This is a genomic window from Shewanella litoralis, from assembly GCF_009828585.1.
Taxonomy (GTDB): domain Bacteria; phylum Pseudomonadota; class Gammaproteobacteria; order Enterobacterales; family Shewanellaceae; genus Shewanella; species Shewanella litoralis.
In genome coordinates this window covers 85,359-105,947 of the sequence record NZ_WSRZ01000015.1, presented here as the reverse complement: position 1 = coordinate 105,947, position 20,589 = coordinate 85,359, and the positions used below count along the sequence as shown (strand labels likewise).

Annotated in this window: 10 protein-coding genes; 3 read left to right on the top strand and 7 right to left on the bottom strand. The window is 42.7% G+C overall.

What is annotated here, in order from left to right; all coding sequences use genetic code 11:
- Positions 1 to 28: 28 nt before the first annotated feature.
- The 5 genes from pflB to cysK form a co-directional block, all read right to left on the bottom strand.
- On the bottom strand, positions 29 to 2,311 hold the full coding sequence (gene pflB, locus GQA99_RS13200) for a formate C-acetyltransferase (RefSeq protein ID WP_160054349.1): 2,283 nt from the start codon (positions 2,309 to 2,311) through the stop codon (positions 29 to 31).
- A 387-nt stretch (positions 2,312 to 2,698) separates the two neighbouring features.
- Complete coding sequence (locus GQA99_RS13195; RefSeq protein WP_160054348.1) at positions 2,699 to 4,231, bottom strand: DUF3360 family protein; 1,533 nt, start codon at positions 4,229 to 4,231, stop codon at positions 2,699 to 2,701.
- Positions 4,232 to 5,176: 945 nt separating this feature from the next.
- Positions 5,177 to 6,064, bottom strand: coding sequence for a LysR substrate-binding domain-containing protein (locus GQA99_RS13190; RefSeq protein ID WP_160054347.1), 888 nt, complete (start codon positions 6,062 to 6,064; stop codon positions 5,177 to 5,179).
- A 218-nt stretch (positions 6,065 to 6,282) separates the two neighbouring features.
- Complete coding sequence (locus GQA99_RS13185; RefSeq protein WP_160054346.1) at positions 6,283 to 9,123, bottom strand: TonB-dependent receptor domain-containing protein; 2,841 nt, start codon at positions 9,121 to 9,123, stop codon at positions 6,283 to 6,285.
- 671 nt (positions 9,124 to 9,794) lie between these two features.
- Complete coding sequence (gene cysK / locus GQA99_RS13180) at positions 9,795 to 10,760, bottom strand: cysteine synthase A (RefSeq protein WP_160054345.1); 966 nt, start codon at positions 10,758 to 10,760, stop codon at positions 9,795 to 9,797.
- A gap of 388 nt (positions 10,761 to 11,148) precedes the next feature.
- Between cysK and GQA99_RS13175 the strand changes: the two genes are divergently transcribed.
- Both GQA99_RS13175 and GQA99_RS13170 read left to right on the top strand, forming a co-directional pair.
- A complete protein-coding gene (locus GQA99_RS13175; protein ID WP_160054344.1) occupies positions 11,149 to 12,270 on the top strand; it encodes a beta-ketoacyl-ACP synthase III in 1,122 nt (373 codons plus the stop codon).
- Between the two features lie 36 nt (positions 12,271 to 12,306).
- Entirely contained in the window at positions 12,307 to 13,536 is a 1,230-nt protein-coding gene (locus GQA99_RS13170) for a response regulator (protein ID WP_160054343.1), read from the top strand.
- A gap of 158 nt (positions 13,537 to 13,694) precedes the next feature.
- Here GQA99_RS13170 and GQA99_RS13165 read toward each other — a convergent pair whose 3' ends face one another.
- Both GQA99_RS13165 and cysZ read right to left on the bottom strand, forming a co-directional pair.
- Entirely contained in the window at positions 13,695 to 16,040 is a 2,346-nt protein-coding gene (locus GQA99_RS13165) for a DUF5916 domain-containing protein (protein ID WP_229785891.1), read from the bottom strand.
- 189 nt (positions 16,041 to 16,229) lie between these two features.
- Positions 16,230 to 17,003, bottom strand: a complete 774-nt coding sequence (gene cysZ / locus GQA99_RS13160; protein WP_160054342.1) for a sulfate transporter CysZ — start codon at positions 17,001 to 17,003, stop codon at positions 16,230 to 16,232.
- A gap of 160 nt (positions 17,004 to 17,163) precedes the next feature.
- Here cysZ and smc point away from each other — a divergent pair, with 160 nt between their 5' ends.
- Positions 17,164 to 20,586 (top strand): chromosome segregation protein SMC, encoded by a 3,423-nt coding sequence (gene smc / locus GQA99_RS13155; RefSeq protein ID WP_160054341.1) that lies wholly within the window; start codon positions 17,164 to 17,166, stop codon positions 20,584 to 20,586.
- Positions 20,587 to 20,589 lie beyond the last annotated feature (3 nt).

Below are 20,589 nucleotides of genomic sequence, written 5' to 3'. Positions count from 1 at the left end.
TCTTCGATACAGCCAATTTTAGCAGAGACTACAGACCTTTAGTGAAAGTACGCGTGATAACGTCTTGCTGTTGTTCAGGCGTCAGTGCATTAAAGCGCACTGCGTAGCCTGACACACGGATGGTCAATTGTGGGTATTTATCAGGGTTCACAATGGCATCTTCAAGCATTTCACGGTTCATCACGTTAACATTTAAGTGTTGGCCACCTTCACGATTTGGTTTGCTAACAAAATAACCATCCATTAATGAGGCTAAGTTTGTACGGCGACCCGTGTCGTCTTTACCTAGTGCATTTGGCACGATAGAGAAGGTATAAGAGATACCGTCTTGAGCGTGGGCAAATGGCAGTTTAGCAACCGATGTTAATGAAGCTATCGCGCCATTTTCATCACGGCCATGCATTGGGTTAGCCCCTGGAGCAAATGGTGCACCAGCGCGGCGACCATCTGGGGTGTTACCGGTTTTCTTGCCATAAACCACGTTAGAGGTAATGGTTAAGATTGACTGTGTTGGAATGGCATTGCGATACATTTTCTTATCGCGAATTTTAGCCATAAAGCGCTCAACTAGGTCGCAAGCAATGTCATCGACTCGTGGGTCGTTGTTACCAAATTTTGGATAGTCACCTTCGATATCAAAATCAACGGCAATACCGTCTTCGTCACGAATTGGCTTAACTTTGGCGTATTTAATCGCAGACAATGAGTCTGCTGCAATTGATAAACCGGCAATACCACAGGCCATAGTACGGCGAACATCGCGGTCATGCAGGGCCATTAATGCAGATTCATAAGAGTATTTATCGTGCATAAAGTGAATGGCGTTTAGCGCTGTCACATAGTGAGTGGCTAACCAATCCATTAAGCCGTCTAAGCGAGACATGACATCATCAAACTCAAGTACGTCAGAGGTGATAGCATCTGCTTTTGGTGCAATTTGCAGTTTTAGTTTTTCGTCAACGCCGCCGTTGATGGCATAAAGCATGGTTTTGGCTAGGTTGGCACGCGCACCAAAGAACTGCATGTGTTTACCGACAATCATAGGGCTCACACAACAGGCGATAGCGTAATCGTCAGACTCAAAGTCAGGACGCATTAGGTCATCGTTTTCATATTGAATAGAGCTGGTGTCAATAGACACTTTGGCACAGTAGCTTTTAAAACCTTGTGGTAATTTAGTTGACCACAATACGGTGATGTTTGGCTCTGGACTTGCACCCATGTTGTATAAGGTGTGCAAGAAACGGAAGCTAGATTTAGTCACTAATGTACGACCATCAATGCCCATACCTGCAATTGATTCGGTTGCCCAAATAGGGTCGCCTGAGAACAATTCATCGTATTCAGGAGTACGTAAGAAACGCACCATACGGAGTTTCATCACGAAATGGTCAACCATTTCTTGCGCTTGTTGTTCTGTTAATACACCACTTTTTAAGTCACGTTCAATGAAGATATCAAGGAACGTCGATGTGCGACCTAATGACATAGCTGCGCCGTTTTGGCTTTTAACGGCAGCAAGGTAACCAAAGTAGGTCCATTGAATGGCTTCTTTGGCATTTTTAGCAGGAACAGAAATATCACAACCGTACTTAGCGGCCATGGTTTTCATTTGACCTAATGCACGATGTTGCTCTGAAATTTCTTCACGAAGCTGGATAACACTTTGTAAGTCTTCACCCGCTTCCATTTGCGCTTGTAATGACGCAAATTGGTTGAATTTGTCTTTCATTAGGTAGTCGATACCGTATAACGCGATACGACGGTAATCACCAATAATGCGACCACGGCCGTATGCGTCAGGTAAACCGGTTAAGATACCTGATTTACGGCATGCCATGATTTCAGGCGTATAGACATCAAACACACCCTGGTTGTGGGTTTTACGTAATTCTGAATAAGTATATTGCACGTCAGCGTTCAGTTCACGGCCATAAGCCTGGCAAGAACCTTCAACCATGCGAATACCACCGTTAGGTAACATAGCGCGTTTTAATGGCGCTTCTGTTTGTAAACCGACGATAGTTTCAAGATCTTTGTTGATGTAACCCGCATCGTGCGACGTAATCGTCGACACCATGTCTGTATCGAAATCGACAGGGGCGTGAGTTTGGTTTTCTAACTTGATGCCTTCCATCACTTTATCCCATAAAGATAAAGTCGCATCAGTTGCACCTTCTAAGAATGACTCGTCACCCTCATAAGGAGTATAGTTTTTCTGGATAAAGTCACGCACGTTAACTTCAGTTTTCCAATCGCCTGCTACGAAACCTTCCCACGCGTTGGCAAATAGTTCGGTTTTATCTGTCATTTACTTAACCCTCTGGTTGTTTAACTACGGATACGATTGCAAGTGAAACTGGCGTTGTTATCCGTTGAGTATGTACATTCAATGTCTAGGAACATTCGCTAGACTGAGTCGTTTACCGCTTCTGCGACATTCTTGGCAACCTGTGTGCCTAACTCAATTAATGACGCTTCAGATGTAATAACCGGCTAATGGTTTAAATTGGTAAGACCATTTATCCATGTGTTAATAATAGCACAAGACGTCAGTATTTTCGGTAGAATTCGTTAATGGATTGGTAAAAGTGTTAACTGGGTAACAATCCCGTTTATTATTGGGTGCGAGTTGGGCAAATAAAAAGCGAAACCTGATCGGCTTCGCTTTTTTGATGGTTGTATGCGCTGGTTAAAATTATAATAGCGCAGGGATGCCTTCAATCATGCCAACAGCAAGCATTGCGGCTAAACAAATCACAAATGCAAGTCCAGGGATCACGATACGGTCAGCAAATGACAATGTTTTAGGACGCTCTTTATCACCAATTAAGCCGTTGTTATCTAATAGCATGGTCAGTGCCCAGGCTAAAACGGGGTTAGCAACAAAGGCGGCAAAAATACAAATGCCTGCAGATTGGCTGCTCGTGGTGTCTTTTACCATCTGCAAGCCAGCTTCAAGTAATGGTAAAAATACTCCTACTAGTAACGCGATAGACATCACAGGGCGCCATACGGTGATATCCATTGGGTAACCCACAATAGCTACAATAATACATAAACTACCGAGCAAAATTGCACCTGCAGGAATAGGGCGCTTAGCGATGGCCGCAGGGATCATATACGTTCCCCAAGATGAGGTGATGTTACCCCCGCCCACAGCAGTACCTACCATCTGCCTGATTGAACATGTGGTCATAGTGTCATCCACATCCATTAAGACTTTTTCAGCGCCTTTAGGGTAGTTCAGCTCCTGGAAAATACGGTGACCTAAAAAGTCGGGTGACCACATGGCAACCGCTAAAATAGCAAACGGTAACGAGGCAATAAAGTGCGCCATATTCGGTAAACCCAACATCCAACCGTGTTCGGTAGAGCCCCACCAATACACAGGGTTTAGATTAGGAATGCCAGGGGCGGTAGTGAACTGCAGGTCAAGCCCTGCTCCTAAACCAAAAGCCAACGCAATGGCGGCAATTGAACATAACGGAATGGCCAACCAGCGTTTACCAAACTTAGCCAGCGCAGCGTAAATCACCACGTTAATCACTAAAATAATAAAGGCGACATAACCTAAAGAGTAATCTAAGGCGTGCTTAGCTTGCAGTCCGCCAGCCCAGTCAAACAATGAGCTAATTTGGCTTTTTGCGCCCATAAAGCCCAGGAACACTAATAAGCCGCCAGCAACCCCGCTACTGGTGAGATTGACCAGTTTTGAGCCGCCTTTAAAGTAACTGAGTATTAACCCAAATATACCGATTAATATGGCAAGTGCTAGAGGATGCGCACCCGCAAGGGCGATAGTGCCAATGAGGGGGATCATGGGGCCGTGGTTACCACCAAGGTTGGCGCGTGGATTAATTAACCCCGAACTAATAATGCAAAAGAGTAAGGCTGGAATGAGCATTTCTACGCGCACAATTTGAATAGCAAATTCGGCACCTAGGCTGACATGATCCCACTTTTCGCTTAAGCCAGAAGCCCATGCCGCCATCACTGCCGAGTACATTACAGTAATACCAATGGTGCCGGCGATGGCAGGGACTAAGTCTTCCCATTCAAAGCGAAAATCACGCCCAGGCAGGTTAAGTCCCCAGCGCCTTGGTTTCATTATTTTTAATTCGTTTTCTAAATAGGCATCACGAGTGGCGAATTCACTGGCTGGGCGATGAAGTTCGCGGTAACTCGCTTCTGTATCAGGTGTGACTGATTGACTGGCTTTATCTGACATAATTTCTCATTCTCCGAAAAGAACAGGTTATTTCATCAATTGATGAAGTTGAGTGTGTTCCATTGAAGTGATGGCGGGTGCCCATTTGGTCAGCTTGCCAGTGAGCTAAATCAGCTCGAATCACTTTACTCGACTGTGATGCATTGTTATTAAATAGCATGACAGTGATGTCCTTATTTACGGCTTAGTTAATGCTTTTGTGGTCTTACATATCTTGGTAAGACCAATTTACCTAGTGATTTTAGCATAGGCTCACAAGACCATCACTTGCTATCAATAAAGTTGATGTTTTGTTTACTCGAAGTGGGAGCTGGTTAACAAGTTGATGGCAAAATTAGATCAATAAATGACACCTAAATCGCGTTAAAAAGTCAAAAAATGTACAGCTTGATGCTCAGTATCAGTTTCGCTGATGCTTTGTTCTACCAATTCCATTAATTATGTGACCAATCAGAGTCACTCAGATTGTTCAGTTTGAGGCGCATTGCTTAAATACCGTCAGTATTGGGTTGCAGGAGATAAAGGTTTTGTGAAATAGCGATGAGATTAGCAATATGAGATTAGGCAGCTGATGAGAGGTTAGCTCATAATTGATGAGGGAGTCAGTTTACTTAGCGATAAGTCGGCGTTAACTGACATTCGCAATTAGGGTCTGTTGATCTTTCAAGGTTGTTTTTGCAGCGAATTGTTGGCCATTATTCACATTTATAACTGCGCGGCAAAGACTTAGAGGTGTAGTTATTCTACATAAAAAGTCGATAACGCAGTAAAAATGGCCAACAAACGCTGCCCGAAGGGTTCGGCTAAAAACGTTTTACTCTTTGTTGAATGGATTTTGCTTAGATGACTAGGCATCAATCCATTCGCCTCGATTAAAACGTTTTTAACTCGAACAAAATTCAACCAGCAAAGATCAACAGACCCTAATCATTGTGGTTTATTCTGTTATCGCGTTATCCGTTTGGCCTCGGCAATGAGGCAATTGCGTAATGGGTTATCACCCGTGTCTTGACGCCAAATAAATGATAAATGGCGCTTTAAGTTTAGTTCCGGCGTACTTAATACCACTAACTCCCCTTTGGCGACGTCTTTTTCAACATCTAAATAGGGTAGGCAACTTAAATACACGCCATTTTTAACTAATGCTTTTAATAAGCCGACTTGTTCGTATTCTTTCCAAACATTTAATTGGACAATTAATCCGTGAATAGCGGCATCAAAAATACGCCTCGTACCAGCTCCAGGCTCCCTTAGTACCCATTTAGCTTGTTCTAGCTGCGAGACGCTGGTTTGTTTGTGTTTAGCAAATGGATGATGCGGTGAGGCAACGACCACAAGGTGATCGTCAATCCAGGGCTCTTGGTATAATCGACTGTCATCGATGCGCCCTTCAATAACCCCGATATCAAATTGGTAATCAAGTACTTCTTTGGCAACGTGATCACTATTTTCAACGGCTATTTCAATCCTTAACTCAGGAAAGTCATTATCAATTTTACTGATAAGCTTAGGCAATAAGTGTTCTGCCGCAGTCTGGCTTGAACACAGTTTAACTGTGCCGCTAATAATATGTTGGTCATGCAGGCCTAAGGCAATTTGCTGCGCATCTTGCAATAACTTTTGCGCTCTTGGACGCAGCCATTGCCCCCAGTGGCTCATGATTAAGCGATTTCCCTGGCGAATAAATAGCGGCCGTCCTAACAAATGTTCAAGTTGGCTTAATGACATGCTGACCGCAGATTGACTCATTGATAATTTTTTGGCCGCAGCACTGACACTTTCGAAACTGGCGACAGCATCAAAAACAGCGATTTGTTTCAGTGTATAGTGCATAAGTTACCTATTGATAAATCTATTTTTAAGTGAGTATGTTCGGCTATTTTTGCGATGAGGTATAGTCGCAATTGCTGATTTTGTGGCGAGGTTAGCAGTAATTTACGTTCACTCAGGATATGGACACACGTTACAGCGTAACAAAAATGATATATAAAAAACGGCATCCTAAGATGCCGTTTGAATATCGATCAATGATACGGATTAGCTATCCATATTTAGAACTTGTATGTTGCCGTTGTGTGGAAATAACGACCTACGTTGTCATACGCTGAACTGGCAGCTTCTGTACCTGTTGTACCATAAGGTAAATCACGGTTAAACAAGTTATCAATACCAAATTTTAATGAAATACCAGAGTCGAAGCTGTAAGACACAGAAGCATCGCTGATGTAGTAATCACCATATGCCATCGCGCTGCTTGGATTCGCGTTGTTGTCCAGGGTGTAGTTTGTGTATAAATCTACCGCCTGAATGTAACGCGTTCTCCATGAGTAATCCCAGTTATCGATAGCATAACTAATACTCCAGTTAACTTGCCATTCAGCATAGCCTGCAGTACCTGCTAACTCTTCATATGTGTCTGGCTCATCCTGGAAAGAGTAGTCATCACGTTTTAACAAATGAGTGGCAATTAAGTTGGTACGAACATCGCCCTCAAATGCTTCGAAGGTATAGCTGATATCAAAGTCGATACCAGCGGCTTCAAGCGCTGCAATGTTTAATGCAAACTGTCTAATTTGAGTGACTTCGCCCGTGGCTGAATCACGAGTAATTAAGCTACAGTACTGGTTATTGACGCCATTTGTTGAATCAACACAGCGGTCAAGAATATCCTGAGCACCTACAGCGCTAATGGCGTTCTCGATTTCAATGTTCCAGTAGTCAGTTGTGATTGATAAGCCATCAATATAACTTGGCTGATACACCACACCGAAAGTGTAACTTTTTGATTCTTCTTCTTTTAACTCTTCATTGCCGCCGCTTAAACCTTCTAGGGTTTTATCGTCGTAATCTGAGTCAAAGCTGCTTGAAACACCTAACGCTGAACAGTTAGCTTCGCGAATTGATGAGTCACTTAAATCGCTTAGGTTAGAAGTACGGCATGGGTCGTTAACGCTAAAGAAGGTTTGACTTGCAGCGCCATAAAGCTCACTGATGTTAGGGGCTCTAATCGCTTCTGAGTAAGTGGTACGAACACGAATTTCGTCATCGACTTCCCAGCTTAAACCGGTTTTCCAGGTGGTTGCATTACCAATGGTGCTGTAGTCGGCAAAACGCACTGCTAAATCAAGATCTAACTGACGAACCATAGGTAAATCGGCAAGTAACGGTAGTGTCATTTCAGCAAAAATTTCGCTAACGTCAAATTCGCCTTTGTCTTCGCCTAATACGTTGAAGAACGTGCCTTCAGCATTGTTAGGTTCAAAGATTTCACTTTCTTCTTTACGGTATTCAACACCGGTAGAGAAACCAACATAACCCGCTGGCAGTTCAAACAAACCTGAGTTTGTCATGGTGCCGCCGAGCACAGTTTGTTTAATAACCGAGGTACCTGTTGATGTGGTATTGATATAATCAATGGCTTCCTGGCTTGGTGCGCCATAACCAAAAATATCAACCGCAACACAACCCGCAGCTCTTGCTGCTTCGTCACGACAAACCGCTTCACCATCCACTAAAATTGAATCTAGTGCATTTTCATAGTTACTGATAACAAGGTTATTACTGTTAATGCGTTCAAGATCAGTTTGGCCATAAACGGCATACAAGTCGTAATCCCAATCTTCAAAAACAATACCTTCAAGGCCCAATACATATCGTTGGGTTTCGCGAGTATCATCTTCAATACGCACACCTAAATCGGTCATAAAGCGGCGGATATTGACGCTATCAACATCATTTTCTTGCATTAGTGACGCAAGTTCTGGGCTGATAAACGCGTTATCGATGCTAACGGTATTCGTTGGGTCAGCAAAGAAAAATGCTGGTTGACCTTCGTCTTTAGACTGACTATTAGCGTATTTAGCTTCAAAATACACATTGTGGTCATCGTTCAATTGGTAGTTTGTTTTGAAGTTAACGTTATAGCGTTCAAATTCTGGCTGTAAAGTCACAAACTGGTTTAGGTTGGTGAAATCACAATCAGCACAACGAATACCATCAACATTTTCACCTAAATAAACATCTTTTAGTGAGCCGTCTGCGTTAAAGGTTTTCCATCCGTCTAAATACATGGTACCCGCATTGCTAATACTGTAATGGCCTGCATTTGGGGTTAATATTTTATCCGGATCGGCAGGGTCGTTATTATCAGCAGTTCGGTTTGTGTTAGCTAGGCTTGCAAAAGATGTGGAGGTTTGCTCTCTATCAAATGCATTAAGCTGCTCTTGTGAGCTGTATTCAACTGCAAAAGCGATATTACCGTCACCTTGGGCAAAATCTTTACCGTAAGAAATAGAGAAACGGTCTTTGTTAAAGTCGCTATCGTCAGCCCAGCCTTTGGTGGCTGAAACATCTAAGCCGGTCACGTTTTTCTTTAAGATAAAGTTAACAACACCGGTTACCGCATCAGCACCGTAAATAGCAGACGCACCACCCGTTATCACTTCAACTTTGTCAATCCACACACTTGGAATTGTATTGACATCAACAGACGATGTACCTGCAGAGCTTGATACATGGCGTTTGCCGTTAACTAATACCAAGGTTCTGGCTGTACCCATACTTCTTAAATCAAGTAAGTTAAGGCCAGAAGTACCAATTGAGTTACCTGAGTTAGCGAGCGAGAAAGTACTGCCTAAGGCGGGTAATTGGTTTAGCGCTTCACCAATGTTAGTCACACCTGTAGACAATAATTCATCACCGCTAATCACAGTCACTGGGGTAGGTGCAATGGCACCTTCACGAATAATACGTGAGCCCGTAACTGAAATACGTTCAACATTTGATTCAACGGCTTCTTCAGCAACAGCATTGATTGATGTGATGGCCGATAAGGCTACACCACTCATTAACGCAATGCGCACCGCATTGGCTAATTTTGAATTAACTTGCATTTATCACTCCCAGAAATGTTTTTTATTATGGCGTATATGTCGTCAATATTTAGCGTGCCGTATTGACGTAACATTACGCAAGCATGTGTATAACCAGAAAGTGCATAAAATACAACAGGGGTTTTTTTTATTTGTAACTAATTAAGTATTAACGTAAGTTGTTATTTGGATTAACAAATCAAACACAACTGTACGGCTTTAATGCAAATTTGTCAGTGGTCAAATTTACAAAAGCTGAATTTGTTAACTGAGTGTTTAAAATAACGATAAGTGAGCAAGTTATTGGCATTGTATTAAATATACAATGTTATTTTATTGTGTTTTTATAGGGTCTTTTTTATGATGAAAAAAAGTAAAGATGTGGTTTATTTTGATATAAATCATCATTTGTTATTTATTTAAATGAGATTCATTATTTTAAGGCAATCAACATAACGGACAGTAAAGTATATTTACAATTATGTTAATATGAATATTTATTCAGGATGAGTGACTAGTTAGTTTGTCGGGCCAGCTCGTTTTACGGTAAGAAAAAATTAAAACTGAGTGGCAATATATAGAGTGGTAATAAACAGAATGGGTGTAATGCCTTGGATAAAAAATGCCAGCAAGGTTGCTGGCATTTTGTTTTGTGGTCAACCTGATTTTGGCTTACATCAGGCGATTGTTATTTATTGGACGTTTTCGCTATCGCTAAATTCGCCAGCAAATAGTACAGACGATAAATAACGCTCTGCAGCAGAAGGTAAAATAACCACAATCGTTTTGTCTGCAAATTCAGGTAATGCAGCGATACGGTTAGCGGCAACAACAGCAGCCCCAGAAGAAATACCCACTAAGATACCTTCTTCTTTCATTAAACGGCGTGCCATTTCAATTGAATCTTCGTTACTCACCGCTTCAACACGGTCGATAATCGACAAATCTAAGTTACCGGGAATAAAGCCAGCACCAATACCTTGAATTTTATGTGGACCTGGTTGAATCGGTTGTCCTGCTAACGCTTGGGCAATAACTGGTGAGTCAACAGGCTCAACAGCAACAGAAGTAATGGTTTTACCTTGCGCTTTTAAGTAACGGCTCACACCTGTTAACGTGCCACCTGTACCTACACCGGCAACAAACACATCAACTTCACCATCGGTATCGTTCCAGATTTCTGGACCAGTGGTTTTTTCGTGTATTTCAGGGTTAGCTGGGTTACTAAATTGTCCAAGCACTAAATACTTTTCTGGTGCAGACTGACGAATTTCTTCAGCCTTATCAATAGCACCTTTCATGCCTTTAGCGCCTTCTGTTAGCACTAGGTTTGCACCTAACGCTTTAAGCAGTTTACGACGCTCTAAACTCATGGTGTTAGGCATGGTTAAAGTGAGCTTGTAACCACGTGCAGCAGCAACATAAGCAAGTGCAATACCTGTGTTACCCGAAGTCGGTTCAATTAACTCGATATCTTTAGTTAGCAGGCCTTTCTTTTCAGCATCCCAAATCATGTTTGCGCCAATACGGCACTTAACACTGAAGCTTGGGTTGCGTGCTTCAACTTTTGCTAACACTCTGCCATTGCTGACACGGTTTAAACGAACTAACGGGGTATTACCTAAAGTGTATGAATTATCTTCGAAAATTTTGCTCATGGATTATTTGCTCCTATGGTTGCATCGTCTAATCATAATCTGCTGGTCAGGATTTAGAAGTGAAAGTTTGTTCTTCTTTATTCCATTTAGTTATTAGCGATAATGCTGTTATACTAAAAAGGCAGTTTTTGGTGAGTTATTCGGCTTTTAGGGTAAATAAACACCACTTGATGGTCTGACCATTATGCAAATTTAATTTAGTATGACGAAAACAAAATATAAAATACTAGAATAGCTGCAATAAGTTAATTCAGCTCAGTTGAAATGTAACGAGGCAGATGACGAGAATGGTTATTGCGATAGCATCATCATACTTCACTCGCATCATGGGAATGTCTGGTTGCTGATGAGCATTAACTCACTTACTCACTCATAATGGTAGAGCAAAATGAATAAAGTTGTGATTTCTGGTAGTGGTTTATACACCCCTCCTTATAGTGTATCTAATGATGAATTGGTGACCTGTTATAACAGTTACGTTGACCAATTTAACCAACAACATGCAGCAGACATTGAAGCTGGCACCACAGTGGCATTGGCTTACTCATCGAGTGAGTTTATTGAAAAAGCCTCAGGCATTAAAAGTCGTTATGTGATGGTCAAAGACGGCATTTTAGACACCGATATCATGATGCCATTAATTGCCGACAAGCCTTCTGATGCGTTATCAATGCAAGCAGAAATGGGCATTGCAGCGGCAACGCAAGCGTTAGCGCAAGCAAATTTAACCGCAGAAGATATTGATTTAGTCATTGTCGCCTGTGCTTATACCCAAAGGGCTTACCCGGCCATTGCCATTGAAATACAACAAGCCATGGGCACCAAAGGCTTTGCCTATGACATGTTAGTGGCGTGTTCGTCTGCGACGTTTGCGATTGTAAATGCGGTCAATGCCATCCGTGGCGGTACAGCTAATCGTGTGTTAGTGATAAACCCAGAGCTGACTTCACCACAAATTAATTTCCGCGATCGCGACAGTCATTTTATCTTTGGTGATGTGGCGACGGCCGTGGTGGTTGAGTGTGCTGAGCTTTCAACCTCAGAGCATGCCTTTAGTGTGTTATCGACGCGGTGTGTCACTGATTACTCAAGCAATATTCGCAGCAACTTTGGTTTTGTTAACCGCTGCGATCCTGCGCAGGCCAACAGCGCAGATAAACTATTTCACCAACAAGGGCGCAAAGTGTTTAAAGAGTTGCTGCCGATGATTTATCAGCACCTGGATTCGCAATTTTCTGATGAACAAATCAAGCCAGAAGAGTTTAAGCGTTTATGGCTGCATCAAGCCAACATAAACATGAATTTATTTGTAGTGAAGAAGCTTCTTGGTGATAATGTTGAACCATCACAAGCACCTATCGTACTTGATGAATATGCTAATACGGCATCTGCAGGGTCAGTGATTGCTTTTCATAAATTCAACCAAGACTTCAAAACCGGAGATTTAGGTTTACTGTGTTCATTCGGTGCCGGTTATTCGATAGGCAGTATTGTGCTCGAAAAGTGCTAATTTATTAGTGCACCGATAATAATTAAGGTGAATATATTGCGTATATTGATTGTTGAAGACAGTACAACCGTATCTAAAATCTTAACACATTTGATTATGCAAGAGCTCGGCTACTCTGTAGACGTTGCGCCTGATATGTCCAGTGCTTTGGCGTTGTTGGAGCAACACAAATACTTTGTGGTGGTGGCCGATTTAAATTTACCTGATGCGTCCAATGGTGACATTGTCCGTCTGGTGTTATCGTCTTATAAAACGCCTTGCATTGTGCTAACCAGTAACTTAGATGCGCATCAACGTCGCGACATTCTTAAGCTGGGTATTGTTGATTACATCCCGAAAGACAATCGGTACAGCTATCAATATGTGGTTAAGCTGATTGATAGACTGTATCGCAATCAACAGGTGAAAGTATTGGTTGCCGACGATTCTGTTGTGAGTCGTAAGTTTGTACGCATGTTATTAGAGCATCATTTGTTTCAGGTACTTGAAGCCAATGACGGTGAAGAAGCATTAGCGGTGCTAGAGCGTGAGCCTGATATTCAACTGCTGATCACCGATTACAATATGCCAAAAATTGACGGTGTTGAGCTCATATTACGCGTACGTGAAAAATACAACCGCGAAGATATCGCCATTATTGGTTTATCTAATGATAATGATGAAAGCTTGTCGGCTAAATTTATTAAAAATGGTGCAAATGACTTTTTGCAAAAACCGTTTGTGCACGAAGAGTTTCATTGCCGGGTGCTTAACACATTAGACTCGCTCGATATGATGCGTAATTTATGGACTAAAGCTAACCGAGACTATTTAACGAAAGCTTACACACGGCGCTATTTTTTTACTGAGCATAACGGTAAAGAGAGTGAGGTGGGCACCTTGTCAGTGGCATTAATTGATTTGGATTTTTTCAAAAAAATTAATGATACCCATGGCCATGATGTAGGAGATCAAGTGTTAGTTGAGTTTGCTCAGCGGCTCGAACATGCATTTGGTGCTAATTTTACAGTGGCACGCTTTGGCGGCGAAGAGTTTGTTGTGGCTTTTAAAGGATTAGACAGCACGAAAACCAGCACCTTAATGAATAAGTTTCGTGAGCAATGTCAAGCCAATCCAATCAGCACCACCGCGGGTGATTTACCGGTGTCGTTTAGCTGTGGTGTGGCGACCAAAGCCAATGAATCGCTCGATCATGCATTACACCGTGCAGACGAATTACTTTACCAGGCTAAGGCCGCTGGGCGTAACCAGGTGATGAGTCAGTAATAAGTAATAGCGCACATAAAAAACGCCGTTGATGTTATCAATCAACGGCGTTTTTTTGTGGCTAATTTATTGGCAGATCAGTTTTATATTCATCAGTTATGCGCCTTTAAGCCCTTTGTAAACTCTCGCTGAGCATCGGTTATTAACGCGCAATGGCATTATAACAACCAGGCGTAACTCATCTTCATGAAGTAGGTTTTCTCTTGTTGCGTTAACGAATCTATGTCATCGTTTGCCACAAATGCGTCTGAATATCCCACATAAAACACACTCTGCGGATTTAACTTATAACCGTATAGCAATTCATTGCCTAAGTCTTGATAACGCTTATCCGGATTTTGGTACAGATATAAATTAGGGTCGCGTTCAATGCGAGTATACACACTGCTTAAACGAATAAAGCTATTGAGGGTTAATTGCCAGTTTAAGCGTACGTCACTGAGGTTGGCGGTAAATAAACGGCCATCGTCAACATCTAAGGTTTGGTATCGGTGTGAAAAATCGAGTACTAACGATTCAGTTATCTTCCATTCAATACCCGGATTATACATGTGTACCGTAGCAGGGCGGTTATTGGCAAAATCGATATCATCACCCAAGTACATATCCAGTTCGAGCTTGAGTGAGCCTACTGGAGTGAAATTGGTGTATAACCAGCCTAAGGTTTCTTCAAACAAGGTGGTGTTACCGTCAATATCTATGATGCTCGGATTATGACGTCTGCCCACTCGTTCGCGCTGAATCATCCCTGTGGCAATATAACTTTGTAAACCACCTTCAAACTCAATAAACATTTCGGTTTCTTGTTCAAGTCGCTCGTCATTCTGGCTATGAGTAATATCCCAATCACCGCCTAATTCGATCCGGCTAAAAAAGTGGTTATCCGGATACCAAATATACCCACCACCAAACACATACTTAGTTAAATCAACTTTATCAATAAAGCCTAAATCGGCTCTAAAATCGCTGCCAATCGATTCGTAATTAGTCGATACATACCAGTTTCGACGTTCGTGTTGGTAGGCGATGTTGTACATAGCATCATCAAACTCACCGTCTTTATCGGTGCGCAATACCCGCTCGTTAATGGCACAATCACCGATTTCACAATCATCAAAAGTGTAGTTGCAATCGTCTCTGCCGCAAAACTGATTGAAAAAATCATCAGGGTATTGTGTTTGCGAATGGGCATATTGCGCGGTAAATGTGTCTTGTTTTGTGGGTTGGTATTTAACATCAACGCTAGCTAAATAGTTATGGTAATCATCCGCTTGCTTTAAGGTGACTAAACCACCAACCGAAAATTGCTTACTTGGGTCAAATCGGTAGCGGGTTGCAACGTTATGGCTTTGCTCATTAATGACCGCAATGTCGGAGCTTAAATTACCTGGCACCAAAAATTGGCTTTGAATGTCATTGGCCGCCAACATGGCAAAGGTATGATCGTCAGTTTTACTAGTAAGTTTTACCCCATAGTCAGGCGAGCCAATATTACGGGTATGCAGTAAATCTAACTGGGTATCAAAATAGTCTTTATTGTCTAAAAAGAATGCGCGTTTCTCTGGGAAAAATAGCGCAAAGGTATTGTTAACATCTAATTGCCCTGCGTCGGCTTCAACTTGCGAGAAATCGGGGTTAATGGTGGCATTAAGTAACGTCGTAGGGGTGATCCCCCAACGTAGGTCAACACCCGCTTCTACGTTGGTATTATCTTGCCATGGGCCCGTTTGCGCAAGCTCTCGCTGCTCACTCTGATCTGCCACAAAAGATGGCGTTATTTGGAGGTCTTTACCTTGTGTCGCCCCTGCAAGGCCAGAGACGGTACCTAATTGGCAAAGCTGGCATGCTACATTACGGTCAATTTGATGAGTCGATAATCGATGGGTTTCATTACGAGGATAAAAACGGATTAATTCTAGTCCCCATGTTTGTAAAGGGTGGCTGTCATCAAAGTTAAATAAGCGCAGTGGCAGTTGTATTTCAACTTGATAGCCTTGCTCGGTCAATTTACCTTTACTGTACCAAATACCATCCCAGGCATCACTTTCCTGGCCTGTGAGTTCGTTTTCGATTGAATCACTTTGCACCCCATAGGCATTAATAAAAAATTGATAGGCTAGGCGAGCATTATTAAACGTGTCGAGCTTGATACCGACCATATCGTCACCCCAGGACTTATCACGATCTCTTAGGTTGACCCTGATATTCTCTGGCGATGGATCGTGAGCGATAAACGCAAAATATAAACTGCTTTTAGAGGCAAAGACTTTGGCGTAGGTATTGACTGGGGCGGCAATGTTTTCACCAGGAGAGGTTTCGTATTTTAACATTACCTGCGCAGCTTGCTGCCAAACAGGCTCGTTGAAGTCGCCATCGATTTCAACTTCTTGATTGATAGTCGGAATATCTAAATGAAATTGTTGGCTAGAACCTGCAAAACAGTTTTGCGACACCACAGCAGACACAATACTTGTAATGAATACAGCACGAAAAAAATTAATCACAACCAGTGTTTCTCTTTATTGTTATTTTAACTATTGTCGCAAAAAAGTGTGCTTATGGCAGGTCTGACTTGTGACTAAAATATCAATGAATTGTTACAGAATGTTGAGCAGGCATAAAAAAGCCCATTCAACAGAACGGGCTAGTGTAGAGCATTGCATCATACTAACGAAAATGAAGCGTTTAAAAAGCTAGTCTGGTGCAACCATTGGGTTTTTGTAAACTTCGCGGTATTTGTCGACCCACATTGAGGTTGCACCGCAAATGGCCACCGGCATCACAATAAAGTTCACAATGGGGATCATTGAAAACAAGGTGACCGAGGCGCCAAAACTGTAGCTCGAACCCTTGGTGTTTTTAAGAGCAAACTTCATGTCATCAAAGCTGACTTTATGGTTATCAAATGGGTAATCACAATATTGAATTGCCATCATCCATGCGGTAAATAAAAACCACAATACTGGCGCTGCAGTTTGGCCGACGACGGGGACCCAAAATAACACCAAAAATAGCAGTGCTCTTGGTAAATAGTATTTAAGCTTAGTCCACTCACGTCCGAGCACTCGCGGCAAATCTTTAACCATGTCGATAGATGTGCCAGTGTTTAGGTTTTTGCCGGTAAGATGTTGTTCCACTTTTTCAGCGAGCAAGCCATTAAAAGGGGCGGCTAGCCAGTTCATTACCGAGCTGAAAATAAACGACATCACCACTAACATGGTCAGAACAGCCAGTGGCCATAAAAAGAAATGCAACCAACTTAAATAGTCGGGCAGTTGGCCGTTCATCCAGTCAAAAAGCAGGGTCAACTGACCAACCGCAAAATACATCGCCCCTGCAAACAGCACTAAATTGATCATCAGCGGGATAAATACAAATGAGCGTAACCCTGGCTGTTTAATTAATTGAAAGCCTTGCATAAAATAATTTACACCGCTCTTTTTAACGGTCTGAGTATTGTTTACCATTTAACTCGCCTATTTTGTGACTCATAACGTTGAGTTTGACCAGCCAAAGACAATAAAACAAGCGATAAACTGTTTCAAAAGGATAAAAATCGTTACAAAATGCACCTCAATTGCTAAAGTGAGCTGCTTTTTCCTTTTAATGCGTACCTGAACTGGCAACATGAGATTAAAACAAATAAAACTTGCTGGATTTAAGTCGTTTGTAGACCCAACTAAAATCCCATTTGATAACGCGTTATCAGCAATTATTGGCCCAAATGGCTGCGGCAAATCCAACGTGATTGATGCTGTGCGCTGGGTGCTGGGCGAAAGTAGCGCTAAAAATCTTCGTGGCGATTCGATGACAGATGTTATTTTTAACGGCTCATCTTCACGCAAACCGATTTCTGTAGCCGGAGTTGAATTAGTCTTTGAAAACACTCAAGGGCGTTTAGCTGGGCAATATGCGAGTTATCAAGAAATCTCAGTGAAACGCCAGGTTAACCGCGACAGCGAATCAACGTACTTTTTAAACGGTCAAAAGTGTCGGCGCAAAGACATCACCGATTTATTCATGGGCACCGGCCTTGGACCGCGAAGCTATGCGATTATTGAACAGGGCACCATTTCTCGTTTAATCGAATCTAAGCCGCAAGAGCTGCGGATATTTATCGAAGAGGCTGCGGGTATTTCTCGTTATAAAGAACGCCGCCGCGAAACCGAAAATCGCATTCGCCATACGCGTGAAAACCTAACCCGTTTAAACGACATTAGAGTTGAACTTGGCGCGCAACTGGACAAGTTATCACAACAAGCCAAAGCCGCATTACAATACCGCGAGCTTAAAAATAGCGAACGTCAACTGCACAGCCAATTACTGGTTATTCGTTATCAAGAGCAACTCGCTCAAACCGATAAACTTGAAGCTGAATTAAGCGGATTAGAAGTTCAATCAGAGCAACTGCAAAGCACTGCCCAACAAGGTGACACCAGTGTTACGCAGCTGAAACAGCAATTGGCTGAGTTAAGCGATGCTGAGCATAAATTAGTTGAACATTACTATTTAACCGGCAATAACATTACTAAGCTCGAGCAACAACTTAAACATCAGCAACAACAAGACTCACAGCTGCAACAGCAAATCAGCGCGTTACAACATCAATTAGACGCAGGTGAGTTAGCTATTGCAAGTTTGAGCGACAGCTATCAGGCGTTAGTGGCACAGGCTGATGCTTTAACTCCGCAATGCGAACAAGCCCAAGACGCACTTGCGTTGATTGATGAACAATTGTCTGTGGTTGAAGAGGCTTGCGATGATCAACAATTGCAGCTGACTCAATACGCTGAAACGCTGGCGACGACTAAAATGCAATTGGCGTTGTCACAATCAAGCTTAAATCATCACCAACAAAGCGTGCAGCAAGACGAGCGCCAAAAATTGCAATTAACTCAAGAGTTAGCTGCGTTGGAGCAACAAGATAATCAAGCGCAGCTAAACGATACCCAAACACAACTAGATCGTGTTGATTCGCAGTTGGCTGACACACTTTCACAGTTACAGCAAAGTGAGCAGCAGCTTAGCAACGCTCAACATGCGCTAGAGCAGCAGCGAGAAACATACCAAACGCTTAAGCAAACCATGACTCATCGTCATGCCCGTTTGCAACTTATCGATGAGTTACTTGCAGGGCATACACAATCGACAGGCCAGCAATTATGGCAAGTGATAGAAGTCAGAGCGGGTTGGGAAAAAGCCGTTGATATGGTTTTACAAGGTCTCAGCCAACTTCCGGTGGTAACCGCCGGCGAAGCGCCTAGTCAGTCATTGATTGGCTTTGCCCAGCAAACCACCATGAGCAATAGTGCATTCTCCACTGAGGTCAATTTAGCGCCATGGCTTTCGTCGGTCATTTGGGCGCAAAATCTTGATGAAGCGACGCGTCTGTTACCGACCATTAATCATGATCAATACATTGCCACTCAAGAAGGCTACCTAGTGGGCCACGGTTTTGTATTAAATCATACCCAGGCTGGGCAGTCTGCTATCGTGCTTAGTCAGGAGCGTGCAGTTTTGATTGAGCAAATACTCGCGCTGGAAACACAATGGGATATTGCACAACAAACGCTAACGGAATACACCCAGCAAGCCGCTGAGCAGCAAATACAATTTAGCCAGGTGCAACAGCGCACTCATCAACTGCAAATTAGCCAAACTAAGTTGCAATCGACCGTGGCAAGTTTGCAGCAACAACAATCCGATAAACAACAAAAGCTGCAACAGTGTCATGATTCGCTGGTTAAACTTGAACAAGCTTATCGTGACAAACAAATGCAGGCAGAAGCATACGAAGCGCAAGTTTTCGCTCAAGAAGAGGACTTGTCGACTGCCATTAATCAACATGAAGTCGCGCAGCATGCATGGCAAAGTAACCAGGCAAAGCTCAGAGAAACCAAAAGCAAGCGTGCTGAAGCCCTTAATAAGCTTACGCAGCAACAATCTCTGCGCCAACAACATGCCACTCAACAAGCGCTTAGCTTGCAACAATTACAACAACAAACTGAAAAACAGACTGAATTATCAAATCAGTACGCTCAATTACAACAAATGTTGCAAGACAATCAACATCAGCGTGGTGAGCATCAATTAGCACAATTATCTGCCCAACTTACTGACGCGCTTGAGCAACAGCAAGCCCTGCAGCAACAACTGCAACAAAATCGTGCCCAACAAGCCGAGCTGCAAACTAGTCTAGATAGCTCAGTATTGATGCAAAAACAACAGCTTGTAGTGTTACAGGACTTGACTCAAAAGATAAGCGCGTTAAAGTTACGTCGTGAGGGGTTAAAAGGGCAGGCCAATGCGCAGCTACAATTACTGCAAGAGCAGCAAATTGTGTTGCAACAAGTGATTGCCGATATGCCCCTGCAAGCTTCTGCCAATGTGTGGTCTGAGCAACTAGAGAAAGTAAAACAAAAGATTATTCGCCTAGGGGCAATTAACCTGGCGGCAATTGAAGAATTTGAAACCCAGCGTGAACGCAAAGCTTATTTAGACAGTCAAGATGATGATCTAAATAAAGGATTGTCTACGTTGGAAGATGCAATCAGAAAAATCGACAAAGAAACCAAAACCCGCTTTAAGGCGACATTTGAAGCGGTCAATCACGATTTAGGGCAATTGTTCCCTAAAGTGTTTGGCGGTGGTAAAGCGTATTTGGCGCTCACTGATGATGACTTACTCGAAACAGGAGTCACTATCATGGCCCAGCCACCGGGTAAGAAGAATAGCACCATACATTTACTTAGTGGTGGAGAAAAAGCCTTAACCGCTTTATCATTAGTCTTTGCTATCTTTAGGCTAAACCCAGCACCTTTTTGTATGTTAGATGAAGTTGATGCACCTTTGGATGACGCAAACGTCGAGCGTTTTTGCCGCTTATTGCAAGAAATGTCACAAAGTGTGCAGTTTATCTATATCAGTCACAATAAAATAACGATGGAAATGGCTGATCAACTCATTGGCGTTACTATGCATGAACCAGGCGTTTCAAGGATAGTCGCAGTGGACATTGAAGCCGCAGTTGCCTTAGCCGACGCGGTATAAATT